This is a genomic window from Flagellimonas flava, assembly GCF_900129665.1.
In the GTDB taxonomy this organism is placed as follows: Bacteria; Bacteroidota; Bacteroidia; order Flavobacteriales; family Flavobacteriaceae; genus Flagellimonas; species Flagellimonas flava.
This window is the reverse complement of record NZ_FQWL01000003.1, coordinates 463,854-488,332: the sequence shown is the minus strand read 5'-3', so window position 1 is coordinate 488,332 and position 24,479 is coordinate 463,854. Positions and strand designations below refer to the sequence as shown.

Annotated in this window: 21 protein-coding genes; 15 read left to right on the top strand and 6 right to left on the bottom strand. The window is 40.8% G+C overall.

Annotation, left to right across the window (positions count from 1 at the left end):
- The 10 genes from BUC10_RS11775 (at position 1) to BUC10_RS11730 (ending at position 9,017) form a co-directional block, all read left to right on the top strand.
- The gene (locus BUC10_RS11775; protein ID WP_073179796.1) at positions 1–1,662 is read left to right on the top strand and encodes a hydantoinase B/oxoprolinase family protein; all 1,662 of its coding nucleotides are present in this window, start codon (positions 1–3) and stop codon (positions 1,660–1,662) included.
- 1 nt (position 1,663) lies between these two features.
- Positions 1,664–2,461, top strand: coding sequence for an aspartate/glutamate racemase family protein (locus BUC10_RS11770; protein ID WP_073179794.1), 798 nt, complete (start codon positions 1,664–1,666; stop codon positions 2,459–2,461).
- Complete coding sequence (locus BUC10_RS11765; RefSeq protein WP_073179792.1) at positions 2,461–2,784, top strand: hypothetical protein; 324 nt, start codon at positions 2,461–2,463, stop codon at positions 2,782–2,784. Before BUC10_RS11770 ends, BUC10_RS11765 begins: the two co-directional genes overlap by 1 nt.
- 4 nt (positions 2,785–2,788) lie before the next feature.
- Positions 2,789–3,988, top strand: a complete 1,200-nt coding sequence (locus BUC10_RS11760) for a cytosine permease (RefSeq protein WP_073179789.1) — start codon at positions 2,789–2,791, stop codon at positions 3,986–3,988.
- A 2-nt stretch (positions 3,989–3,990) separates the two neighbouring features.
- Positions 3,991–5,073, top strand: a complete 1,083-nt coding sequence (locus BUC10_RS11755) for a DUF917 domain-containing protein (protein ID WP_073179787.1) — start codon at positions 3,991–3,993, stop codon at positions 5,071–5,073.
- Between the two features lie 4 nt (positions 5,074–5,077).
- A complete protein-coding gene (locus BUC10_RS11750) occupies positions 5,078–6,661 on the top strand; it encodes a hydantoinase/oxoprolinase N-terminal domain-containing protein (RefSeq protein ID WP_073179785.1) in 1,584 nt (527 codons plus the stop codon).
- 77 nt (positions 6,662–6,738) lie between these two features.
- Complete coding sequence (locus tag BUC10_RS11745; RefSeq protein ID WP_073179783.1) at positions 6,739–7,173, top strand: MarR family winged helix-turn-helix transcriptional regulator; 435 nt, start codon at positions 6,739–6,741, stop codon at positions 7,171–7,173.
- A 102-nt stretch (positions 7,174–7,275) separates the two neighbouring features.
- Positions 7,276–8,061, top strand: coding sequence for a hypothetical protein (locus BUC10_RS11740; protein ID WP_073179781.1), 786 nt, complete (start codon positions 7,276–7,278; stop codon positions 8,059–8,061).
- Between the two features lie 2 nt (positions 8,062–8,063).
- Positions 8,064–8,594: a cytochrome b gene (locus BUC10_RS11735; RefSeq protein WP_165614891.1), complete on the top strand. Its 531-nt coding sequence runs from the start codon at positions 8,064–8,066 to the stop codon at positions 8,592–8,594.
- Between the two features lie 12 nt (positions 8,595–8,606).
- Positions 8,607–9,017 (top strand): antibiotic biosynthesis monooxygenase family protein, encoded by a 411-nt coding sequence (locus BUC10_RS11730; protein ID WP_222843723.1) that lies wholly within the window; start codon positions 8,607–8,609, stop codon positions 9,015–9,017.
- Between the two features lie 163 nt (positions 9,018–9,180).
- Here the strand turns inward: BUC10_RS11730 and BUC10_RS11725 are convergent, their stop codons facing one another.
- The 6 genes from BUC10_RS11725 to BUC10_RS11700 all read right to left on the bottom strand — a co-directional run bounded on the left by BUC10_RS11725 (position 9,181) and on the right by BUC10_RS11700 (position 18,921).
- Positions 9,181–9,993, bottom strand: coding sequence for a hypothetical protein (locus BUC10_RS11725; RefSeq protein WP_073179777.1), 813 nt, complete (start codon positions 9,991–9,993; stop codon positions 9,181–9,183).
- A gap of 101 nt (positions 9,994–10,094) precedes the next feature.
- A complete protein-coding gene (locus BUC10_RS11720; RefSeq protein ID WP_131819073.1) occupies positions 10,095–11,000 on the bottom strand; it encodes a hypothetical protein in 906 nt (301 codons plus the stop codon).
- A complete protein-coding gene (locus BUC10_RS11715) occupies positions 10,990–11,406 on the bottom strand; it encodes a hypothetical protein (RefSeq protein ID WP_131819072.1) in 417 nt (138 codons plus the stop codon). The genes BUC10_RS11720 and BUC10_RS11715 overlap by 11 nt, the downstream gene beginning before the upstream one ends.
- A 45-nt stretch (positions 11,407–11,451) precedes the next feature.
- Complete coding sequence (locus BUC10_RS11710; RefSeq protein ID WP_073179770.1) at positions 11,452–13,719, bottom strand: hypothetical protein; 2,268 nt, start codon at positions 13,717–13,719, stop codon at positions 11,452–11,454.
- A gap of 1 nt (position 13,720) precedes the next feature.
- A complete protein-coding gene (locus tag BUC10_RS11705) occupies positions 13,721–15,013 on the bottom strand; it encodes an OmpA family protein (protein WP_073179768.1) in 1,293 nt (430 codons plus the stop codon).
- Between the two features lie 113 nt (positions 15,014–15,126).
- Positions 15,127–18,921, bottom strand: a complete 3,795-nt coding sequence (locus BUC10_RS11700; protein ID WP_165614890.1) for a two-component regulator propeller domain-containing protein — start codon at positions 18,919–18,921, stop codon at positions 15,127–15,129.
- Between the two features lie 232 nt (positions 18,922–19,153).
- Here BUC10_RS11700 and BUC10_RS11695 point away from each other — a divergent pair, with 232 nt between their 5' ends.
- The 5 genes from BUC10_RS11695 (at position 19,154) to BUC10_RS11675 (ending at position 24,473) form a co-directional block, all read left to right on the top strand.
- Positions 19,154–19,990 (top strand): helix-turn-helix domain-containing protein, encoded by an 837-nt coding sequence (locus BUC10_RS11695; protein WP_073179764.1) that lies wholly within the window; start codon positions 19,154–19,156, stop codon positions 19,988–19,990.
- Positions 19,991–20,074: 84 nt separating this feature from the next.
- Positions 20,075–20,947 carry an AraC family transcriptional regulator gene (locus tag BUC10_RS11690; protein WP_073179761.1) on the top strand — a complete coding sequence of 291 codons (873 nt, stop codon included), beginning with the start codon at positions 20,075–20,077 and terminating at the stop codon, positions 20,945–20,947.
- A 93-nt stretch (positions 20,948–21,040) separates the two neighbouring features.
- Positions 21,041–22,342 carry an L-fuconate dehydratase gene (locus BUC10_RS11685; RefSeq protein WP_073179758.1) on the top strand — a complete coding sequence of 434 codons (1,302 nt, stop codon included), beginning with the start codon at positions 21,041–21,043 and terminating at the stop codon, positions 22,340–22,342.
- A gap of 10 nt (positions 22,343–22,352) precedes the next feature.
- Entirely contained in the window at positions 22,353–23,693 is a 1,341-nt protein-coding gene (locus tag BUC10_RS11680) for an alpha-L-fucosidase (RefSeq protein WP_073180129.1), read from the top strand.
- Entirely contained in the window at positions 23,694–24,473 is a 780-nt protein-coding gene (locus BUC10_RS11675) for an SDR family NAD(P)-dependent oxidoreductase (RefSeq protein WP_073179756.1), read from the top strand. It abuts the gene before it with no gap.
- Positions 24,474–24,479: the final 6 nt, after the last annotated feature.

Sequence of the window (24,479 nt, the reverse complement as noted above, 5' to 3'; positions counted from 1 at the left end):
ATGGAAAAATTCACCTTAGAAATTATACAGGATGCATTAGTAGCCGCAGGTGACGAAATGTTTCAAACCTTGCAGCGCACAAGTATGAGTCCGATTATATATGAATCACTGGACTATGCGGTGGGAATTACCGATTCCAAAGGCGAGTTATTGGCCCAAGGAAATGGGGTAACGGCATTTTTGGCCGCTCTGGATTCGGTTGTTCGAGCCACCCTTGAAAAATTCAGCGGAGAAAATGCCTTGGAAGAAGGGGACGTGGTGATTGCCAATACGCCCTATGCAGGTGGAGGAACCCACCTGTCCGATGTCTCTGTAATATTTCCTGTTTTCTACAAAGATGAACTGGTCGCATTTACGGTCAACAAAGCACATTGGACCGAGTTGGGAGGGACTTTTCCCGGTTCTGTGTCTACCGTGGCCACAGAAATTTATCAGGAAGGATTGCACTTCCCTTTCATAAAAGTGAGAGCAAAAGGCAAGATTAATGAGGCCATTGTTGACCTTATAAAATCCAATGTACGATTGCCAGATAGTACACTTGGCGATTTGTACGCTGGAATTGCAGCAGCAGAAGTGGGTGCCCAAAGGGTGATTTCAATTATTGAAAAATATAGCCTGGATACGTTCATCAAGGCCAAAGAAGATTTTCTAGATTATGGGGAGCGCATGTGTATTGAAGCGCTGAAGAAAATTCCAAACGGTGTTTACAAAGGAACAACCGAAATTGAGGACAATGGTTTTGGGGAAGGCCCTTTTCCCATAAAAGCTAAAATTACAGTAACTGATAAGGAATTTGTAGCTGATTTTAACGGGTCGCACCCTCAGGTGAAGGGTGCAACCAATTTAGCCTTTAGTGGATTGGTAACGGGTTGCCGAAGTCTTTTTAAGGCCGTAACCACACCTCGAATGGATGCGAACGGAGGTGCGTTCAGACCTATGAAGGTTATCTGTGAACCGGGCACTATTGTCAGTGCAGAAGCTCCTTCGGCGGTATCGGTTTACTATGAGGTTTTGATTACCGCCATAGATTTAATCTGGAAAATCCTGGCTCCGATGATTCCCGATAAGTTACCGGCGGGACATTTGCGCTCGGTTTGTGCCACCTTCATTTCGGGAATACATCAGGATACGGGACAATTCTATATTCAAGCTGAACCCTTGGCGGGCGGATGGGGTGCTTCCTCCACCCATGATGGAAATCGTGGTCAACTTTCCTGTGGTAGTGGTGAATCCTATAACATTCCCATTGAAATACGTGAGATGCGCTACGGTATCCAAGTAGAACAATATGCTTTTCATAACGAGGGCGGAGGATATGGGGAGTTTCAAGGAGGTAATGGCCAGTACGTCGACTATAAAATTGTTTCGGATGGAGCGCATGTTACAGCTGCCTTTTTAGGCGAAAAAACCAAAACCTGGGGGATGAAAGGAGGGCATGATGGATCCTACAACTATTTCATGATCATCCGAAAAGATGGCACAAAAGAAAGGCATAGCCTAGGAACGAACATCACCTTGAAAAAAGGAGATATGGTAAGATGTGTTACCGCTACCGGTGGGGGTTATGGAGATCCAAAAAAACGTTCGAAAGAGCAAGTAATGTTGGACGTAAAAAACGGTTATATCACTAAAAAAGAAGCCAAAGAATTCTATACAATCTAATATGGAAGATATCTTAAAAATAATGTACTTGAATCCGGTCGGCTTTGATGCATACGATGCATTTTTTGCTGAAATGATCAAGGAAAACAAGTTCTCGAATTCAGAAGTACATGTCACCTCTTTACAACCGACCGTTGGTCAAATGGATAACTTGGAATACAGAACCTATAATGCCCTTATTGCATCTGATTTGGTGAAGGCCACACGGCAGGCTTCCACTGAAGGCTTCGATGCTTTGATTATCGGTTGTTTTTATGACCCTTATTTGTTGGATGCCCGTGAAATTTCTGGGGACATGGTAGTGGTTGCGCCTTGCCAATCCTCTATCGAGATAGCACTGAAGCTATCAAACAGATTTTCTGTAATCATTGGTCATAAAAAATGGGAACATGAAATGCATTCCACCATAAAAGAATATGGTTATGGCGAGCATTTGGCATCTTTCAGGGATGTAGGTATGAACGTCTGCGAATTTCAAAAGGATCATAAGATTACGGCCAATAACCTTTTCAAAGCCGCTGAAAAGGCCGTGACCGAAGATTTTGCCGAGTCCGTAATACTAGGGTGTACTTGTGAGTTTGGCTTCTTTCAGGAAATTCAGGAAAAGCTTAAAGTGCCTGTCATTGATCCTTCATTAGCTGCATTAAAACAAGCCGAACAGGCAGCCATGTTAAAGAACAGATTTGGTTGGAAACCTTCGTCCAAATGGAGTTGTGAACCTCCTTCGGAAAAAGATATTAAACAATTTGGACTGTTCTCGGAACCCTATCAATTTGGGAACCGAATCATTGTGAACTAATGGAGATAAAAAAAATCACATACCCAAAACCCGATGAACATTATAACAAGTGCTTTTTTCATGTTCAAAAAGAGCGGACAGAGTTTCAAATGGGGACCGTATTCTTGAAAAAAGGGACCCGGATTCCCGAAGTAGGGTTTACAAGGCATCCAAGTCATGAAATTTCGATTATTCAACATGGAAACATCCAAATGCTAAATGAAGATGGTTCCATCAAAGGCTATTTAAAGTCGGGAGATGTGGTTTATCTCGAAGCTTTTGAGGCTCAGGCAGGTAATATTCTGGAGGACACAAAACTTATTTACATGTTAATCAAGACATAACAGTATGGAAAACAATCAAGCAAATACAAAATGGTATAGTCTGGCCGGGATTTGGTTCGGAGGCATTGTAAGCGTACCTGCCCTGCTTATTGGCAGTTCTTTAATAAGCGCCTTGAGTTTCAGCACATCCATTTGGGCAGGCCTTATAGGTTTTGGTTTTGTGGTGCTCTTTATGTCCTTACTTAGTATGGCTGCGGTTGACAGAAGAAAAGCGACTGTCGCATTGGCCTCAAGTAGTTTTGGTGAAATTGGCGCCAAGATAATTGTGGCCTTGGTTATTGGTTTGTCCACCTTAGGATGGTTTGGAATCCAAAGCAATATTGCAGGAGCCTCCTTTTCAAAAATACTATTGGAAATGGGCGGACCTGATATTCCAATTTGGATAACCTCGGTTTTTTGGGGCATCATCATGGTACTTACTGCAGTTTTTGGGTTTAAATATTTGAAATGGCTCAATTATGTGGCCGTACCTGCCATTGTTTTGCTGTTGATTTATGGCCTTGTTATCACCTTTAAAACCCATAGTTTTCAAGAAGTGCTGGACTTTAAACCTGAAAGCAACATGCCCTTTTTACAAGCTATTGGACTTACCATAGGTTTCATTTCGGTCGGAGGGGTGATTTCACCGGATTATAATCGCTTTGCGGCAACCAAAAAAGATGCTGTTTTGGGTTCCATTTTCGGAATAATTCCTTCTGCGCTGTGCCTGTTGGCGATAGGGGCAATTTTGGCTATTACACAAGGCACCTATGACATTGTTGAAATATTTTCCAGCCTAGGATTTCCATTTTTTGCCATGTCAATTCTTATCCTGGCTACTTGGACATCCAATGTTATGAACATTTACTCCTCCGGACTGGCATTTAATGACCTTTTCAAATTAAGTGATGTTTCACGCTCTAAAACTACTTTGTTGGTTGGTATTGCTGGAATCGTACTTGCTGCGATTGGAATTTTATCTCATTTCATGAGCTTCATAACCCTGCTCACCATCACAATTACCCCAATAGCCGGAGTCATGATTTCTGATTATTACTTCGCCAAAACATATCAACAGGAAGCTGCCAAAATCAACTGGAAAGGAATATTCTCTTGGGGAGCTGGAGTAACAGTTATGCTGATTATGGAGTCCTCAATCAAGAACATTTTGGGAATTGTGATTGCTGCAATGTTCTATTATATCCTTAAAAAAATCATGAAATAAGTATGCGAAAAATTGGAACAAAAGAAATTGAATATATCGCCATGGGGTCCACTGTTTTGGGAACCGGTGGGGGTGGCGACCCTTACATTGGAAAGCTTTTGGTAAAACAGGCTATGAAAACCTATGGTGAGGTGAATCTTATTGCTGCTGAGGAACTTAAAGATAATGCCTTAGTAGTGCCTATTGCTGCTTTTGGGGCCCCTATGATTTTGGTGGAAAAACTTTTTTCAGGTAATGAATTCACAAAAGCTTTTGAAATGATGGAGGAATATTTAGGAAAAAAAATAGATGCCGTTATGCCTGCCGAAGCTGGCGGACTTAATGGAGTAATCCCATTTGCGGTCGCTACCCAAAAAAACATCCCCATAGTGGATGCTGATGGTATGGGGCGAGCATTTCCCCGTTTGGAAATGGTGACATTTACTTTGCACAATATTCCAGTTTCTCCAATAGCACAAGCAGACGAAAAAGGGAACAGGAACATCTACCATACCATCGATAATGTCTGGGGAGAAACCTTAGTGGGGGCAACAACAATCCAAATGGGGGGTAGCTGTGCCATTGGGTGCTACCCCATGAGCGGAGCACAAGTCAAAAAAGCCGCTGTGCATGGTATTGTGAGCTACGCTCAAAAGCTCGGGGAAGCTATACTTGATGCAAAAGATAAAAATCGATCTCCGCTGGATTCATTGATCCAAGAAGCAGCGGCCATTAAATTATTTACCGGGAAAATCAGTAATGTCACCATCAAAACTGAGGGCCGATGGAACAAAGGTATATGTGAAATCTTGGGACTGGATGAAAATCAGGGTTCCCGTATGGAACTGGATTTTCAAAATGAGTTTTTGATGGCGAAAAAGGACGGTCTTCCTGTGGCCATTACCCCAGACTTGATAGTACTCATAGATGCAGAAAATGCGCAGCCTATCACCGCCGAAGCCGTTCAATTTGGAACACGCGTAGTGGTTTTAGGGATGAAGGCCAATAAACAATGGCGAACACCAGAGGGTATTGTTCTTGGAGGCCCACAAAAATTCGGTTATAAAGAAAAATTTAGCCCCATAGAGGAGTTGAACAAAAATTAAGCTTATGTATTATAAAATAGGTGTTGACGTCGGAGGTACCAATACAGACGCCGTACTGGTATCACACACCAATGAAATATTGGCCAAAACCAAGCAGACCACAACTTTGGACGTGAGTAGTGGTATTAGAAATGCCATGAATGAGGTCATTTCAAAAGTGGATGTTCCCAAAGAAGACATCAAATACATCATGTTGGGCACCACACATTGTACCAATGCTTTGGTGGAACGCAAAGAACTGAATAAAATAGGAGCCATTAGAATTGGTCTTCCAGCTAGCAGTTCCATTCCGACTATGGCCGACTTTCCAGAGGATTTAAAAACATTACTTGGAGAACATATTTATATGGTTCATGGGGGTTATGAATTTGATGGTCGATTGATAAGTCCATTGAATGAAGAAGAAGTGAAAAAATGCCTTGGGGCCATGAAAGGGCAAGTGGAATCGTTGGCCATAACTGGTATTTTTTCCAAAACCCTACCAGATCAAGAATTGCAAGTAGCTGCCTGGGCCAAGGAAATTCTAGGCAATGAAATTAGAACAAGCTGTTCCCACCAACTGGGCGGTTTAGGTTTGTTGGAACGAGAAAATGCCGCCGTTTTAAACGCAGCATTGCAAAAGGTAGCTTCGAAAATGGTAAATGCCTTTAAGGCTACCGTGCACGAGTTGGGGTTGTCTTCTCAACTGTTTATTGGGCAAAATGATGGAACCCTGATGTCTTTGGAACAGGTACAAGATTATCCGGTACTTACCATTTCATCCGGTCCTACAAACAGTATTCGTGGAGCTGGAGCATTATCCAAAGTGGAAAGTGGAATTGTTATCGATGTGGGAGGAACTACTTCGGATGGCGGGGTATTGGTGAACTTTTTCCCTAGGGAAAGTACACAGGCCGCTCAAATTGGAGGTGTGCTTACCAACTTTAGAATGCCCGATGTTGTGGCTGTCGGGATTGGTGGAGGGACCATTGTGCGTTTTGAAGAAGGAAAGTGTATGCTAGGTCCTGATTCCGTTGGATACCAACTTAAAGAAAAGGCCATAGCTTTCGGAGGGAATACGCCAACACTCTCTGATTTCTTTTTGGCTAATGGTGAATTGAAAATTGATGGAAGCATAGATGCATCAATCCTTCGAGCCGCAATAGAAAAAAATGTAGATATCGCATTTACAGAAGCACTAATTGCTGTAAAAAACCAGATCAAGGCCACCATTGAACAGTTAGTAGACAAACTAAAGACAGATTCAACAGAAATTCCGGTAATAGCCTGCGGCGGTGGGGCATTCCTCCTACCAAGAGAAATTAGTGGGGCATCAAAGGTGATTTTTCCAGAATATTTGGAAGTGGCAAATGCTTTCGGAGCGTGCATTGCCCAAATAGGTTACGAGGAAGAAATGGTGATTAACACCATGCAACAAGAAGAGAACAAAGCTTTGGAGCAACTGCTTCAGAAGGTCAAGGATGAATTGTTAAAAAATGGGGCATTACAAGATAGCGTAAAGGTGTTGGCCAAAGAGTCAATACCACTTGCCTATCTGCCAGGAGCAACAAAATTAAAAGTGAAACTTTGTGGGGATTTATTGAGATAAGGAATATATAGAAAAGCTACGTTGAGCTATTTTGAATGACATATATTTGTTGTGTGAATTAATAACATGACAAATAAATGGAGTCATTTTTAGATCAATCGGCCGGATATCTTATCAATATGACAGCGCTTCTACTAAAGCGGGAAATGACCGGAGCGTTGAGCAGAAACAAGATAAATGTCACCCCAGAACAATGGGCCATTTTGAACAGACTGAGTGAAAATTCAGGACTATCGCAGAAAGAGGTGGCAAAACGCACCTTCAAGGATAATGCGAACATCACCCGCATATTGGACAAGTTAGAGAAAAAAGGAATGGTAAAACGTCAAATGGACGCCAATGACCGAAGAGTGTGGAAAATCCATATTACTAAAGAGGGCAAAAGAGTTCGTGATCAAATAGAACCCTTGGCAAAAGAAATATTGCAAAAGGCAACCCATGGTATTGACCCTAAGGATGTTCAAACCTTTAATGCTGCGGCCAAAAAAATGCTTCAAAATTTGGGGCAATAGTTTTTTCCTATATATTTGTCATGTCAAATATTGTAAATAACCATAATTGTTGCAACAATTTGTAAACTTATTTAAACCTACTAATTAATAATTAGCGCAATCATGTTTTTGAAAAAGGGTATTACACTAATATTCTCCATAGCGGTCCTATTTTCGTGTAAAGAGAAAGTCAAGGAAGGTTCAAAACCGGATGGGGTTGCAGAATCGCAAGAGGTGGAGTCGACCGATTCTAAAGTTGGAAGACAGAATTATGCCATTGCCTGGAAATGGGCAACAGATAATAAAGAACTTGTTGAGGAGAACCTTGTAGTCATAGCGGACGAAGTCAACCAACTTTGGAAAAAGGATATTGTTGTGGACGCCTACTATGATTCCAATGCAACAATCGATAAGTTCGAATACTTTCCGAATGTCTTTTTCTTTCTAAAAGCACATTCAGAGAAGGAAGCTACAGCCATTCTTAACAAACTGACCCTGGTAAAAAAAGCAATAGCATCCTATAAAATATATCCAGTCGGACTTAAATGGATGGGTCGTGATCACGATGAAATTCTAGAAAAAGGAATAACCAACTCATATGCAGCTGTCTGGACATCCCACAATTGGGAAAATACTACGGATAGTTTGACCAAATCACAGGCAGATGCTATTCTTGAACATTGGAACAAAGGGAGTATCGAGAATATATATTTTGATATAGAAGGTACCCAAAAGGCCAATGATAAGACCGATTTTGTGTTTTTTATCAATACGAATACAGAAAAGGAAGCGCGGGAATTATGTGAGGCTTTACCCTTTGCTAAAAATGACATCGCTTCTTTTGAACTATTCTCGGTCGGGGTGTTTTGGTTGGGAAATTATGAAGAGTTCAATCAGAATCTGGAATGACCATGAAAACAAAAGTCCGGAACGATCTGAACCAGAAGTATAGTAAGGGAACTATTTTTATCCATTGGCTAACCACGGTCCTTATAATTGTGTTGTTCCCCTTGGGGAAATATATGTCCGGGCTTGAACCTACTGAAAAAATGGGGCTTTTGAAGATTCATGCCATTCTTGGGACTGTTGTTTTTGTACTAACATTGCTAAGAAGCTATTTCTTTTTTAAATCGGAGCGGCCAGCTGACTTAAAAACGGGCTCCAAGTTCAACGATAGACTGACTGTTTGGATTCATAACGCTTTCTATTTTCTGCTGATTGGAATTGCTCTAGCAGGATTTGCAGTGATGTTCCTTGGGGGTTATATCGATGCCCTAAAATCGGGAACATCTGATCTAATTGAATCAAAAGGAGATTTGATGCCGCTCAAGGCCCATGGATTATTAGCAACTATTATGATGCTATTGCTGGCTTTTCATGTTTTAGGTGTGGTCAAACATTATCTGTTAACTAAAGAAAATACTTTAAAAAGAATCTTCTAAAGAGATTAAATAATGAATGGAACTATAAAGATTTTAAGAATGGCTTTTGTTTCGGTTTTGTTAATTACAGCGGTTTCTTGTATAACCGAAGCTGAGCAAAAGCGCAAATCGACTTTGGCAACGGATAATACCGATCATATTATTCTGATCAACCCATTTGAAGTACCCGACGGAAAATTGGAAGAATCCGTGACATATTGGGAAGCTTGTAGAGACTTTCTTAAAAAACAGCCCGGCTATATTTCAACAGAACTACATGAAACAATAAAGGACGATGCCAAGTTTGAGTTAATAAATGTTGCGGTATGGGAGAGTCCTAAAGCTTTTACAGAAGCAAGCAAGAAAATGGCAAAGGAGTTAGGTGTTGCACCTCCGGAAGGGCTAAAAGCCAATCCATCGCTCTATACTGTAATCCGGGACTAAACAATGCGTATGCACATTCCATTATGGTCGAATGGAAACGGTTTTGGTAATCCAAACCCTGTTTACCGTATGATGCCTATGTTCCTCAATAGTTTTCAATCGCCTCGGTCTTCAATTTTAATACAGATATTGCTAAATCATTAAATCCAATTGGATAAGTAATTCAGAACCCCAATCCAAAGGTGCTATCAATCTTGATTTTCTTTACCTTCAGTTTACGGTAATGCATTCTTAGAACGACCGCCTTTCTCAGGTCTACTCGATTTCTAGTACTTGTGCTATAATTGTTGTTCAGCCCAAAATAAAGCTCATCCATTATTTTGCCCTCTTTATCCAAAAACTGCATGGTTTTAATGGCCACTTGGTATGTCTTGTTGGTCAACGTGCCGTTGAAGGTCATATAGGCTTCCGTTCCTTGGCCATATAATTTGGGCCTTAAGTCAATCGAATTTCCCATAAATTCAAGTCCGGTAAGCCCCTCAATATTGCCAGCCAAATGTGTAATATCTTCTAAAAGCACCTTTTCAGGTGTCAAAGTTGTGTATTCAACTTCCGCTTTTATGGACATTGAGATGGCAGCACTATCCGGAAGAGCCCAACTATGCAGCTTAAATACAAAACCCTTACCGTGTTCTGACCAAAATCCTCGTTGGGACAAAAGGGCCGTATCCCTAGCCATACGATTGTCTTTTAGTACCGCAGTAGTTACAAGTTTTGAATGCTCATAATCTAAATTCCTTCCTGTATTCGTGGTCCATTGTTCAAGCTTAAATGATTTTGTCAACCCGGTAACAACCACCGTATCCTTTACAAAAAACTGTATTCTTGTGCCCGCGTCACTGGCATTGCCAATCTTCATGTCTTTGGGAAACCTCGCCAACTCAATGCCTACCAATTCTATGTTTTGTCCATATGCGGAATCCGCCCAAACAAATGGGAAGACAATAAAAATCAAAAAATGTAAGACCTGTTGCATAGGTTTACGGTTTTATGGTAATCCAGATGGTTACCAAAATGATGGTCAACAACAGCACAAAAAAGAAATGAATGAGTTTGTCCAGTATATTCGCCTTCATTTTACTTAGCCGATCTGAAAAAATATTTGGCATCACTAGGTAAGGCGGTTGTCGCAGTAAAATATCTGCTTTTCCAATAGTCGGCACCATTTTGGCCTTCTCTTGTTCCCTCAATTCTAACCTTGATAAGGTTCCATCCGGGTTTAAATTTTAAATCATGGACAACAGTTACATTTTCACCATTAAAATTGCCCGCGATGGTATTTGCCTGGCTCATAAAAACCCAATAGGCCATATACCCATCTCCAGCTTGCCTATCATAAGCCAGACTATATATATGCCTGATTGGTTTTATGGCATTGCCAATTGTAATGGTGCCCAAATGCTCTTCTCCTTTGTAGGCACCCAAAGCATGTAGGGATGAAAAGTAGGTGACATTTTTATTGGAGTATTCAAGTTCATAGGAACTCGGCCTCATATAATCTCCTTCACCGGAACCTTGTGCTATTGGTATTCTACGCCATTTTCTAAAATCCAATTTGGGTAATTGTATACTTACTTGGCCATTGGCAGAGATCTCCCCAATTTTTAAAAAATCTGCCGGCTTGTTCCAGCCATTGGAAAAAGAAATTTTAATATCAGCCTTACCATGTGTCCAATTTTCAAACTTTCCTTGGGCATTACTGGATGTGTAATTGCGCCAAAGCCATTCTTTGTTGGCTTCCCCCGCCTTTTTTTTATTGATTTCATCCTGTTTCTTTTTGGCCAGTTCTTTTTCTTTTATTCGCTTTTCTTCGGTCTCTTTGCCCATGTTCATCACTTGCTGCATAAATGCCTTTTGATTGGCAGGCAAAGTTCCCATCATACTGTCCATCATTTTTTGGGCCGCCTCTTGCTCAGGAGTTTGAGCCATACAAACTAGACCGCTTAATACTATGAATACCGTGGTTAATACTTTACTTTTCATTGTTCTTTGTTTTTAATATGAGTTCTCCTTTTTTGTTTTCAATTACAGTAGCCTTGGTTTTGCCCAAGCGCACATCTTTTTGCTCTTCAAATCCTTTGATGGGGAAAATATCGTCTTTTGAAAAGACCTCCTGGTCTTTAAATACCTTGATAGTTGCCCCTTGGCTTGGTAAGACTTCGCGATTATGTACTTGATATTCCCCAGTAAGTGTTCCGAGAAAGTATTTGGTGGTGGAATTTTCTTCCAAGAGCATTTTATCTTGTTTTATTGTTGCCAAAAAATAAAGGGCATCAATGGTATGGCCTCCTTTGTTTATAGAAACTACGATCTTGGCTTCTTGGGCCATTTTTGTTTGGGCACCAATGCAAAAGGGTGTCAGAAATATCAATAGGACCAGTCTTTTCATCGATTATGAGTTACTTTATGTGTTGTTTTTTTGGATGCCATACGTCTAGAACGATGGTAATTTTAATTCTTTGGCCAAGGGTACATTTACGGTATAGTCACCATAATTATAGGTAAGGGTTTGACCTTTATATTTCATCCGTTCCAACTTCCCTAACTCGTTGAAATGAATCACCACCCCTTTAGATCGTCCTTGGATCCCATAAAAAACCAAACAGTCACCTTTGCCCGAAGGACAAGTGGTTTCCCTCCGTTCAAAATTGGGACTACGGGACAGCTTGGCCTGTGTTATTTGATTGGGCCAATTGACCAAAGGTTTAAACAGGTTTTTGCCGGGTTTGGGCGTGGTTGGAAATGGCACTTCCGATGAGAGCCCTTCTTTGCCCAAGAGAATATCAACATCCATGGGCAGGTCCAGAATCTTCATCATTTTACTGGCCATTTGCTGGCCCATATAACCACTCATGTTTATTTTTTTCCATCCGCGATCTTGGGGTCTATCCACATATACATATACTAAGCCCTTAGTGTCCATATACACATCACTTGGGGCAGAAGCGGATTGAAATTTTGAGGCACCGGTATCATTATCGTAGGTTATGGTGACGGTATTTGTTCCACGTGCCGTGACCCTGACATCTTTTGGGTTGATATTGACCATTTCTGAATGGATTGAAAAACGTTCGTCATCAAGATGCAAATACCCTTTGACCTCCATTTTTTCCAAATCTTTGGGAATGTCACCAATCTCCATTCCGTCAAAAATGAGTCTAACACCATATTCCTTGTTTGGTATTTTTTTAACCATAATACCATCATTGGGCATATCGGGCAGAAAGACAAAATGATCTAAAATCGCCTGGCCCCTTACAAATAGACTCAGGGTCATTCCTTTTTGTATAAACTCCTCCTTGGTGTAACCCAGCAAATCCAGTTTAACTTCCATAAGTTCGGTTTGCCCGTCTCCAAAGTCCCCGTTCAAAGGATATAGATCGCCTTCTTGTAGAATGGTTTCATGGATGGGGTGCAACAGCTCAATAACTTCGATACCGTGCCGAGGTTTTCCGGTTTGTAGATGTAAAAGCTGCGTAGTGGTTTCAATCGTATCTTTATTTTCTCCTTTAGGGTCTACAAATTCTGAAGGAAGGTTTCTTTTGAGGTTTGGTGGAATCTTTTCATAGGCCTTTTTAGCATCGAGACCCTCGAAAGCCAAATTCTTATAAAATTCTTGGAAAGCTGGAAAAGCATCTTCTGCATTAACCGTGTTCTGCCAGTAGAAAAAATGACTGTCCTTAAGAACACTTTGTATAGTTGTCTGCATATCGGAGCGCTGCCCCATTTCACAAGCACTAAAAACCCATATTTTGTTATTTAGATTGGCTGCCAAATAAAATTGGGTAAAGAATGATGGTTTTAAATAAAAGTCTTCCCAACCTATTACTATATGGTCGATATAGTTGTAGTTTTCTGGTTTAAAAAAGAAATCCTGCATTTCTTGTATGGTAGTGTAACCATGTTTTACCCCACTTTTTAAAACAGTGCCGCAAAAGTTGCTCTCCCCTGCAGTAGTTATTTCTATTTTGTCTCCGACCTCAAACGGATAGCCACATAATCTTTCCCCGTGTGAACTGACATGTACTAGATCATATTTTTGCCAATCGGTGTAGTCAGCAAGGCTTAGATTTTGAGAACGGAGAACAATACTGCCAGTATAATTGTTTTGGTCCGAAAGATATTCTGCGGCACTTATGACATCATCATAGCCACCAAAGTCGCGCGGGTAAGCACTTACAAGAAGTGCTTCCTTTTTTTGTCTTTTATATTCCCCTCGTTCATAACCTACAACGTTTACTTCCTGGGAGGCTGCTTGTATATAGGGTTTTGCAAACAAAGCATTATTTGTGGAAATCGAGGGAGGTAAAGATGCATTCCCAAAAATTGCACCATTTCCCTTTATACGCTTTTTTGTTTTGTCAAAAGACACTAACATGGGTACGCCCCCCTCTAAAAAATAGACCAGTGAATTGTTGTTGACCATAATCTGGGCATCTTCGGGGAGCAAGGCCAGCACATCATTGATAGTGCTACCGGTATCTGCCAATTGTTGGGCTTTTTCGAGCAGCTCCCAGCTTTGCCCAATGATAGCCTTGTCCAATTCTTTGCTGACCATGTAATTTTCGGGTTGCTGAACAGATTTGTGCTCATTGCCGCAGCCAAAAACCAGGGTGCAGACCAATACCATATGGCAAAGCTTTTTTATGTGCTTGTTGGACAAAAAATCTTTAAAGAGTTTTGTTTTGCACCTATTTTTCATCTCAAATCTTTATAAATTCAACACGGCGATTGTTTGCCTTGCCTTCAGGGGAGGTATTATTAGCCACGGGCACACTTTCTCCCCTGCCTTCTGTAGTTAATCGGCCATCAGCTATACCCAAATCGATCAGTGCTTGTTTTACCGCTTCGGCCCGCTGTTTGGATAGGGACAGATTGTATTCCTCGTCGCCATCGCTATCGGTATGTCCTTCAATTTTAAAGTTGAGGTCTGCATGGTCCTGCATCATAGCGGCCACTTCTTTGAGCACACCGCCAGATTCGGGTTTTATAGTAGCACTGTTCACAGTAAATAGAATGCCCCTGGTCACAAACTTGCCTTCTTGGATCACACGGTCGTAAAGCTTTTTGCCACCCTTGGCCAAACGGATGTTTTTTACGACGATAACTTCATCATCACTAGCATAATTATTTGAATACCCAATGGAAAACATTTCAGGCTTAAAGCCAAGATTTGGAATGTTTACAACTCTATGCTCGTTTATAAAAATCTTGAACGAGCGTTTGTTAAAAGCAATGGCAATGTGTCGCCAAGCACCTTGACCCAGTTCTTCCAGTTCGTTTTTAGCATCCTGGAAGTTTTTTCTAACACCATTAACGTCCGTTGAAAACTTAATGCCGTTTTTCTTGATTGTAATAGCTGTAATCCAGTTCTTATTGCCTTCACCGAAATAATGGGAGCCAATCTCTGGGCCTAGTCGTAAGTAATAATTGGACCTATAGGAATACTTTTTAACATCAAAATAAATGTCAAACTCAAGGGTGAATACTTCTGGAAGGTAATTGTGGGTGTCCATCAAGGGCATGATGATTGACTCATGTTTCATTGCAATGACATTCTCTCCCTCAAATGATGCATTCTCAGCATTTCCTTTTAGGATATCCCATCGTGAAGGAAATTCCCCATTCTCCTCATCCCTTAAATCATCAAAGAAAATGACCTCATCCCCAGGCACGAAATTGTAGGCGGACCATACACTGGGTCCTGGTTTTTTTTGGGTCTCAGATTCAGATGTATTGTTTGGCAGACTTTCTTGGTCTTCCCGTGGTTCTTTTGTCTTGTTCTGTTTTTTTCGTTTTGTTTTTTTATTTCCGTTTAAAATTGTGTCCATGGCCTTTTCGGTCTCCTTGGATACTTTTTGATCGGTTTTTCTCAAAACCGTGTTCTCCGCTGCTCTCTCCGCCCGTTTTCCAAGCTTCTTGAGAAACTGGGCATTTGATGTGCCAAACCCCAAGAAGAACGCACAACTAAAAAGTAAAGCGATTTTTATTTTCATGATTCCATGTTTTCATTGTTCTGAAACCAAAAGTATTTTCATTCTGTGAAGAGGGATGCGTAGTATGTAACGATGTGTGCAAGAAATGTAACAGCCTTTGAAAACCCTTACTGTCACTGGTTTTGCAGAAACTCTGCGGGAGTTTTTTTATAGGCTTCCTTAAAACATTTGATAAAATACGAAGGAGTATTAAAGCCTACGGCATAGGCTACCTCGTTTATGGAGGCATCTGATGTTTTTAGAATTTGTAGTGCCTGTTTTAATCGCTGGGAGCGAATAAAAGCAGAGGTGGAAAGACCGGTATAGATTGTGAGTTTTCGGTGCAATTGCATGCGACTCATACCCATGGAAGTGCTGAACTTTTCGGTATTGAAGTCTGGATTTTCTAGATGCGCGTTCATCACTTCTTCCAGTTTTGTCAAGAAGATTTCATCAGTTGGAGTTATGGCTATGTCTTTGGGTTTAAGGTAATTCTCTTGACTATAGCGTTCACGCAGCATTTTTCGCGATCGGACTAAATTGGCGGCCCTTTTTTCCAAGATTTTAATTTTAAAGGGCTTGGTTACATAATCATCGGCACCGGCCTTTAGCCCATTTAACTCGTTTCGTTTATCATTGCTGGCCGTTAATAAAATAATGGGGATATGACTTGTGCGCTCATCATTTTTTAAGGTATTGCAAAGTTCTATACCGTCTTTGAAGGGCATTTTTACATCAGTGATAATGATGTCTGGCACAAGGTCAAAAGCCATTTTTATTCCTATTTCCCCATGGTTGGCCTTGATGATCTTATAGGATTTTTCAAATTCGGATGCGATAAAGTCAAGAACATCCGGATTGTCTTCTACCACCAACAAAATTGGTTCTTCATCCCCTGTATTTGGTTGATGTTTAGGGTTTTCCAGTTTGGGTGAATCTTGCTGGATTTCTAAAGGGAGGGTTACCTTAAAATGTATAGCTCCTGAAGATTGTGTCACATCTATTTCACCTTTATGGAGGTTTACCAGTTTTTGCACAAGGGCAAGTCCAATGCCAGCACCTTTGGAATTTTTGTCCCTTTGATAAAATCGCTCAAATAACGTTTGAACATTTTCAATTTTGTTTTCAAGCGCATTAGACATTTGGATGGACAATACTCCGCCATCATAGGAGGCCAAAAATTCGCATGAGCCATCTTGCTTGCCATATTTTAGGGCGTTGGAAATCAGGTTGACAACAATTTTGCCCAATGCGTCCTCATCATAGCTTGCTACAGGGATATCTTGAACCTGGTATTGATAATCAAGCTTTTTTTGTTGGGCCTCAAAGTCAAAGGATGCTGCTATTACCTTTAAAAAAAGCCCAAGATTTCCCCATTCTTTCTTTAATTTAATCCTCCCTTCCTCAAGTTTTGCCAATTGCAATAATTGATCAACAAGATTGGTCAATCGGGAGGCATTGCGTTCGATCATCTTAAATTTGTTCGCCTCTTCTTCGGAAATATCAGGTTCTGAAAGTTTGGATTCGATTGGACCGGAAATCAAGGTTAAGGGGGTTCGGAACTCATGTGCTATCTCGGTATAGATTCTTGATTTATATTCGTTCAATTCTTTGAATCGAGTGGCTTCCTCCTGCTTTAATTGTAAATCCAATTTTATTTTCCATCGCCATTTTAGGTATCGATACACCAAAACGGCAGTTAGTATCAATAAAAGAGCGTACACACTTTTTGACCAACTATTAAAGTACCATGGTGCGGCAATGGTAAAGTTGAATTTTTCTGGATTGCTGTTCCATTTGCCATCATAGTTGCTCGAGACTACTTGAAATTCGTATTCATTAGGTGGCAACTGGGTGTAGCGCACAAAACTTTTATTGCCTGTGACCACCCAGTCTTCTTCATAGGGAAGCAGGCGATATTTATACTGATTTTTTTCTGGTTCGGAGAACTGTAAACTTGAAAACGTAAAATCTATGGTGTTTTCATTGTGTTTTAACAGCGTGTCTGAATAGATGGATTTTGGTACATCCAATATCTTGAAATCGGTAATAACCGTCTTGGGGAGGTATTCATTTTCAACGATGGATTGCGGATCGAACCAATAGAACCCTTCCAATCCGCCAAAGTATAATTGTCCATCTTTGTTTTTATAATAGGCGCCGGTATTAAACTCAGTGGCTAAACCATCGTAGTTGTCGTAGTTGGTGATTTCTGGCGGATTTTTAAGCCCATTAGGAAGACTAAATTTGGTAATGCCCCTGTTAGAACTCAACCACAAATTTCCTGCCTCATCGGGTAGTATGCTATAAATAACCTTGTTGGGAAGACCATCTTCAATCGAAAAATTGTAGAACTTTTCATTTACAATGTCATAAGCATCCAATCCCTTACCATAGGTTCCTATCCAGAGCACATTGTTCTGGTCTTGGAACAAGGATTTAATGGCGTTGGTGCTTAGGGCACTATTCTCCGTTGTAATGATGGAAGCTTTTTTGGTCTTGGAGTTAAATCTTACGAGTCCTTTTTTATCTGTCCCCATCCATATATCTCCATTTGGAGCTTGACCAAGTACTCTAATATTCTTTCTGATTACAATGGAATCCGCAACCTTAAATTCCAGGTATTGTTTTAGTACCCCTTGCTTTTTATCAAAATGTATAAGCCCATTGTCTCGGGTTCCCAGCCAAGTGTTCTTATGGGTATCCTCAAAAATATCCCAAATCGTTGCTGAGGTTTCGGAAGTGCTATTCGACACCCTATAGGTTCTAAAGGCACTGTTTCTGTCCATGATATTGAGTCCTCCGTTCTGCGTACCGACCCAAAGCTCACCATCAGTATCATAATACAAACTCATAATCCGGTTGGATGAAATATCGGAATTCACTTTGGTATAGGTGATCCAGCTGTTGGTATTCGGTTCATATTTGGTAAGCCCTTTCCCTGAAGTGCCTACCCATACATTGTTGATTTCATCAAGGGTTATGGCCCTTACCACATCAATATTAATATTGATAGGAGTCTGGTAGTTGGTAAATGAATTGAATTTTTCCAAATCTGCATCATAAAAACTGGCTCCCGCACCATCAGTGCCGAACCATAGTGTTCCCGAGTCATCTTGATATGCACATAAAATGTCATTGTAATGCAAGGCCCTTGGATTTTGTTTCTGCTCTGAAAAATGGTTGATTTCATTCGTTGAAAAATCAACCAAGTAAAGTCCATCGCCATAGGTTGTTATCCATAACCTCCCGTGATTGTCAAAGAAAAGGTCAAGTATCATCAGATCTTGTGGAAGATAACCATCAAAAGAAGCGTTTCTTAACCTTCTGATGCTTTTGTTGGATTCATCATAATAAAATAGCCCATCCCCGTAATAGCCTATCCAAAGGATTCCCTTTTCATCCAAAGTGGCAGTATTCAAATTTGAAGACATCTTTTCGCCCAGCAAAGTTTCAAGGGGCATTTCGGTTATGGCCTTGGTACTCTTATCAATCATGACCAAAGATTTTTCAGAAAGAATATATGGGCTATCACCTGATGCCAGATTAATTTTTTTTACTTGACCTTTCAATCTAGTATTGGCACGGAATGGTAGAACTGTAAAATCAGAATTCAGAAGAAAAAATTCGCCTGCTGAGGTTCCTATCCAATAGTTTTTTGAGTTGTCCTGCCAAATTGTTGTGGCATCTGTTATTTTGCCAACCCTAAGAAAGTTGTCTTTGATACGATCATATTTGTAGATTTTATGGTCAGAAGGAATTATAAAAACGTCTCCATCCCTATCTACATAAACTTTACCCAGCCTACTAAAAGATGGTCTTGTAATGTCGGTAAACTGAAACGGATACTGTTTGATGGATTGCCCATCATATCTATTTAGGCCATCTTGCGTGGCTAGCCATAAAAATCCTAGACTGTCCTGAGCCATGGAGACAACACTATTTTGGGACAGGCCTTGTTTAACTGTAAGTTGTCGAAAACTGAATTGCTTTTGGGCAACCAGTCCGAAACAACAGAATAAAGACAATAAAAAGCAACTATTTTTGATCATTTGCCCTAAAAAAGACCTTAAACTCCTAAAAAATAGGGCGTCTCCTTTTTATTGTATTGTACAAAAAGGACATAATTGCCTATCTTGAATACAAACACTACCCATACCCATGATCAAAAAATTCGCTGAAACGCTGGATTATGAAATTCCAGACGTACTAAAACCTCATGTCATTACAGCTATTTATGGGGAGACCCAAGAAAAAGTTGATGTTACCTTTCCTGTATTTCCGAATGGCTTCGCTGTTTTGATTCATGTCTATGGGGATTTGCCGATACTGCACGTAAACAACAATTCGGACTTTGCCCCTTCACGATTAAATTTAGCGGGCCAAATTCACGGTACTGTTCCTAAAATGCAAATTAATGGCCGATTTGGACAAAATGGGTTTTTATTGCATCCCCTAACCCCTTATTACTTGTTTCATATGAAGGGAAGCAGTTTTGTCAATAAATGGGTGCCATTGGAAGGTACCGCCAAACATCATTGGAGTAGCCTTGAAGAATCATTGAAAAAATGTAAATCTCCGATTGAAAGGGTAAAACTAATAGCTGATGAACTGATCAAATTGGAATCCAACAAACTCCCTTCTATTTATTGGTTGGATAATTGCATTGAAACGATCTATCATAATAATGGGAGCATTTCCATTCAGGACATGGTGGACACTTCTGGTTTAAGTAATCGTCATTTTACGAGGGTTTTTCGTGACATTGTTGGAGTACCCCCCAAGTATTTTTGTAAAGTAATACAGTTAAACAACTTTTTTAAGATTATAAACACCTCCGATGATGAGAGAATCTTAAAACTTGCATTGGACTGCGGATATTATGATCAGTCCCATTTCATTCATGATTTCAAAAAGATGATAGGCGATAGCCCTGAACGTTTTTTGGCAAGTAAGGATGCTTATGTAAAGGAATATTTGGGTAAAAAATCAGGATAACCAAACCTATCAATACCAAGATGGAACTTAAGCCCGTCCATTCCAATATGTTCCTTAATTTAGTGGTTCCCCAAAAAATCAGAGATGGAACTGCACTTATTGAACCGAAGTAGTAAAACAGATTCCTCGTTCTCGGTAACCCACAACAGTTATCCACATTTTCTTAAGGTTTGGCATTATCATCCCGAGTATGAACTGGTTTTTTTGGAGAAAAGTACCGGTACGCGATTCATTGGTGATAGTATCCAAAAATTCAAGCCTGGCGAGGTCATTCTCTTAGGCAAGAACCTTCCCCACATGTGGTTGAATGACGATATCTACTTCATGAAAGAAAAAGATAAATCTGCTGAAGCCATTGCAGTGCACTTCAAAGAGGATTTTTTGGGAGGGGATTTTTATCAATCCCCCGAATTTGCTCATATTGGGAAGTTATTAAAGCGCGCTTCCAGGGGAATCCGTTTCCCAATTTCCAAAAGGCAGAACATCCATGAAGAGTTTATGTCCCTATTTGTCAAGGACCCTTTTTTAAAGGTTATGTCCTTGTTGCGACTTCTCAACAAACTGGCCAAACAACGCAACTATGAACTGCTGTCCAGCGCAGGTTATCTAAATGCAATGGAAAACCAAGGCAATGAGCGGTTGGATAAGGTCTATGCCTATGTATTTGATAACTTTAAAAAGGAGGTCAGCGCAAACGAGGTTTCAGATTTAATTGGTATGAATCCTTCTGCCTTTAGTCGTTTTTTTAAAAGAACAAACCGAAAGCCTTTTTCCCAATACCTCAACGAAATCCGTGTGGGATATGCCTGCAAACTCCTGTTGGAAAATGAAAACACCATTACTCAAGTTGTTTACGAATCGGGCTTCAACAATGTTTCAAATTTTAATAGACAGTTTCGAAAAATCAAACAAATGTCACCATCAGAATATATTAAATTTCATAAAGAAGGAATATAAATATCCTTTTAGGCAAAAAAAGTATCGGTATTGGCAATTTTTAAGGTAGCGACCCAAGTCCCCAATATCTAGTTTTGATAAGTTTAAAATAATATGGTGACCATTACAGATATAGAAGTAAGGGACATCCGTTTCCCAACGAGTGCTACTTTGGATGGGTCGGATGCCATGAACCCGGACCCAGATTATTCGGCGGCATATATTATCCTTAAAACGGACCATCCTTTGCATTACGAAGGCCACGGTCTAACTTTCACAATCGGAAGGGGTAACGAGGTCTGTGTAGCAGCACTAAAAGCCATGTCCCATTTGGTGGTAGGCAAAACGCTGGAAAGTTTCACTGCCAATATGGGCGAATTCTGGAAGATGGTCACCGGAGATAGCCAACTTAGATGGTTGGGACCTGAAAAAGGTGTGGTCCATTTGGCAACGGGAGCGTTGGTCAACGCCGTTTGGGATTTATATGCCAAGACAGAAGGAAAACCACTTTGGAAGCTGCTGGCCGACATGACCCCGGAGGAACTCGTTTCCTGTATTGACTTTACTTATATTACAGATGCCATTACTCCAGAAGAAGCACTTGAAATCTTCAAAAAACTTGAGTCCACAAAACAAGATCGCATAAACCGTTTGTTGAAAGATGGATATCCTGCATACACCACCTCCGCTGGTTGGCTGGGCTATTCGGATGAAAAGGTAAGACGTCTTTGTGGTGAGGCTATGTCTGAAGGATTTAAGCATGTTAAAATGAAGGTTGGAGCCAATCTGGAAGACGATATGCGTAGAGCAGAAATTATTCGTGAGGAAATAGGTGAAGACCTTAAATTGATGATGGATGCCAATCAGAAATGGGACGTAGGAGAGGCCATTGACAAAATGGAGCAACTGAAAAAATTTAATCCATGGTGGATTGAGGAGCCCACAAGTCCAGATGATGTTTTGGGACATGCTGCCATTGCAAAGGCCGTAGCACCGATTAAGGTGGCCACCGGTGAACATTGCCAAAATAGAGTTGTATTCAAACAATTGATGCAGGCCAACGCCTTTGGGGTTTGCCAAATTGATAGCTGCCGTGTGGGTGGGGTCAATGAAAATTTGGCCATTTTATTGATGGCAGCTAAGTTTAAGATTCCCGTATGTCCACACGCGGGAGGAGTAGGCCTCTGTGAATATGTGCAGCACTTATCCATGGTGGATTACATCTGCATAAGTGGTGAACTGGAAGATAGGGTCATTGAATATGTCGATCATCTCCATGAACATTTTCTTGATCCCGTGACCATACGAAATGGGGCCTATATGCCACCAAAATTACCAGGCTATAGCATACAAATGCATGGCACTACTTTGGAAGATTATGAATTCCCAAAAGGGAAAATATGGAACAATAGCTAAACTGATTATTATGAAATTTACATGTAAACATGTGGTGTTTTTCTTGTTTTTCACCGCAGTCACGTACGGGCAGGGAATACAGAATTATACGCCCTCACCTGAAAACCTGGAAGCCAGAAAATGGTTTCAAGAAGCTAAGTTTGGGCTTTTTGTACACTGGGGAGTGTATAGCGTTTTGGGCGATGGAGAATGGGTCATGAACAATCAGAATATTCCCATTGATGCCTATGAAAAACTTCCCAATTTTTTCAACCCCATCGGTTTTGATGCTGACGAATGGGTGAAAATGGTAAAGGACGCCGGTATGAAATATATTACCATTACAAGCAGGCATCATGATGGATTCTCTATGTTTGACACCAATGCCAACTCCTATAATATTGTGGATGCCACACCATATGGAAAAGATGTGTTAAAGCAATTGGCCGAAGCTTGTCGTAAGGAAAACATCAAACTTTTCTTTTATTATTCCACGTTAGACTGGCACCATGACGATTATTTCCCAAGAGGGCGAACCGGAAAGGGGATTCCTGGAAGGGGCCAGGGAGATTGGGACAAGTATATAGCGTTTATGAAAACCCAGCTCACCGAACTTTTGACCAATTATGGGGATATAGCCGGTATTTGGTTTGATGGGCACTGGGACCAAAAACAATGGGACGGCAAAAAATTTGGCAAGTTGCAGGTAAATTGGCATTATGACGAAATCTATAAGCTGATTCACGATTTACAGCCGCAATGCCTTATTGGCAACAACCATCATTTAGCGCCAATAGAAGGAGAAGATTTCCAAATGTTCGAGAAGGATCTCCCGGGGAGGAATACTACAGGTTGGGGGACTTCAGCCTCAGATATTGGTAAATTGCCCTTGGAAGTGTGTGAAACCATTAATGGTTCGTGGGGATTCAATTTGCAGGACAGGAAACATAAAACCAATAAGGAGCTTATTCAGTACATTGTAAAAGCCGCAGGCTATGGCAGCAATTTGCTTCTCAATGTAGGACCAATGCCCAACGGTAAAATACAGGAAGAGCACAAGGAATCCTTAAAAAAAATGGGAGAGTGGATGCGCAAAAATGGAGAGACCATTTACGGGACCAAGGCTGGACCCATACCGCCAAATGATGCTATCGCTTCAACCCAAAAAGGGAAAAAGGTCTATTTGCATGTGCTAAATCAAGACGATGATGTGGTATTGATAAAGGATTTTAAAGGAAGCTTGAAAGGGGTTCAACTTTTTAATGGAAAAACGAAGCTGAAACATCAAAAGACCCCATATGGGCTCTTGATCCAAATTCCCAAGGAAAAGATGGATGACATAGATACCATTGTTGAACTTACACTGCGCTAGATGGCAAGTTACGATTACAACGGAAAAACGGTTTTGGTAACCGGTGGCGGCAGTGGTATCGGCGAAGCCCTTTCCATTGCTTTTGCTGCTAATGGGGCAACTGTGCATATACTGGACAGCAATAAAGATGCTGCCATGAATGTTGCCGAAAAGATTACCAAATCCGAAGGAAGGGCCCATTTACATTCCTGTGACGTGTCAAATCAAGAAGACGTTAAAAGGGTCTTCGCAGGGATTGCAGAAAAAAGCAACTTGGATGTCCTTATCAACAATGCAGGGATTGCACATGTGGGGAATCTTGAAAACACCTCGGAAAAGGATATGGATAGGTTATATGCGGTGAATATCAAAGGGGTATACAATTGCATGCAAGCTGCCATCTCCAAAATGAAGGCACAAAAATCCGGGGTAATCCTAAATATGGCCTCCATAGCATCCTCTATTGGGATTGCCGATCGTTTTGCTTATTCCATGACCAAGGGAGCCGTCTTGACCATGACGTATTCCGTGGCTAGGGATTATATCGATTTTGGAATCCGATGCAACAGCATTTCACCTGCTAGGGTCCATACTCCTTTCGTTGATGGATTTATTTCAAAAAATTACCCTGGGAAGGAGGCGGAAATGTTTGGGAAATTATCCAAGACCCAACCTATTGGTCGTATGGGAAAACCTAAAGAGGTTGCCAATTTGGCGCTTTATCTGTGTTCCGACGAAGCAGCCTTTGTAACAGGAACGGATTTTCCTATTGATGGAGGTTTTATCAAGTTAAAACAATAGTTCAAA

Bases quoted from the DNA above. Each gene is read 5' to 3' on its own strand.
- BUC10_RS11745 (WP_073179783.1), top strand. From the start codon at position 6,739: ATGGAGTCATTTTTAGATCAATCGGCCGGATATCTTATCAATATGACA.
- BUC10_RS11750 (WP_073179785.1), top strand. From the start codon at position 5,078: ATGTATTATAAAATAGGTGTTGACGTCGGAGGTACCAATACAGACGCC.
- BUC10_RS11775 (WP_073179796.1), top strand. From the start codon at position 1: ATGGAAAAATTCACCTTAGAAATTATACAGGATGCATTAGTAGCCGCA.
- BUC10_RS11695 (WP_073179764.1), top strand. From the start codon at position 19,154: ATGATCAAAAAATTCGCTGAAACGCTGGATTATGAAATTCCAGACGTA.
- BUC10_RS11690 (WP_073179761.1), top strand. From the start codon at position 20,075: ATGGAACTGCACTTATTGAACCGAAGTAGTAAAACAGATTCCTCGTTC.
- BUC10_RS11680 (WP_073180129.1), top strand. From the start codon at position 22,353: ATGAAATTTACATGTAAACATGTGGTGTTTTTCTTGTTTTTCACCGCA.
- BUC10_RS11755 (WP_073179787.1), top strand. From the start codon at position 3,991: ATGCGAAAAATTGGAACAAAAGAAATTGAATATATCGCCATGGGGTCC.
- BUC10_RS11740 (WP_073179781.1), top strand. From the start codon at position 7,276: ATGTTTTTGAAAAAGGGTATTACACTAATATTCTCCATAGCGGTCCTA.
- BUC10_RS11675 (WP_073179756.1), top strand. From the start codon at position 23,694: ATGGCAAGTTACGATTACAACGGAAAAACGGTTTTGGTAACCGGTGGC.
- BUC10_RS11700 (WP_165614890.1), bottom strand. From the start codon at position 18,921: ATGGCTCAGGACAGTCTAGGATTTTTATGGCTAGCCACGCAAGATGGC.
- BUC10_RS11720 (WP_131819073.1), bottom strand. From the start codon at position 11,000: ATGAAAAGTAAAGTATTAACCACGGTATTCATAGTATTAAGCGGTCTA.
- BUC10_RS11730 (WP_222843723.1), top strand. From the start codon at position 8,607: ATGAATGGAACTATAAAGATTTTAAGAATGGCTTTTGTTTCGGTTTTG.
- BUC10_RS11715 (WP_131819072.1), bottom strand. From the start codon at position 11,406: ATGAAAAGACTGGTCCTATTGATATTTCTGACACCCTTTTGCATTGGT.
- BUC10_RS11705 (WP_073179768.1), bottom strand. From the start codon at position 15,013: ATGAAAATAAAAATCGCTTTACTTTTTAGTTGTGCGTTCTTCTTGGGG.
- BUC10_RS11760 (WP_073179789.1), top strand. From the start codon at position 2,789: ATGGAAAACAATCAAGCAAATACAAAATGGTATAGTCTGGCCGGGATT.
- BUC10_RS11710 (WP_073179770.1), bottom strand. From the start codon at position 13,719: ATGAAAAATAGGTGCAAAACAAAACTCTTTAAAGATTTTTTGTCCAAC.
- BUC10_RS11765 (WP_073179792.1), top strand. From the start codon at position 2,461: ATGGAGATAAAAAAAATCACATACCCAAAACCCGATGAACATTATAAC.
- BUC10_RS11735 (WP_165614891.1), top strand. From the start codon at position 8,064: ATGAAAACAAAAGTCCGGAACGATCTGAACCAGAAGTATAGTAAGGGA.
- BUC10_RS11685 (WP_073179758.1), top strand. From the start codon at position 21,041: ATGGTGACCATTACAGATATAGAAGTAAGGGACATCCGTTTCCCAACG.
- BUC10_RS11725 (WP_073179777.1), bottom strand. From the start codon at position 9,993: ATGCAACAGGTCTTACATTTTTTGATTTTTATTGTCTTCCCATTTGTT.
- BUC10_RS11770 (WP_073179794.1), top strand. From the start codon at position 1,664: ATGGAAGATATCTTAAAAATAATGTACTTGAATCCGGTCGGCTTTGAT.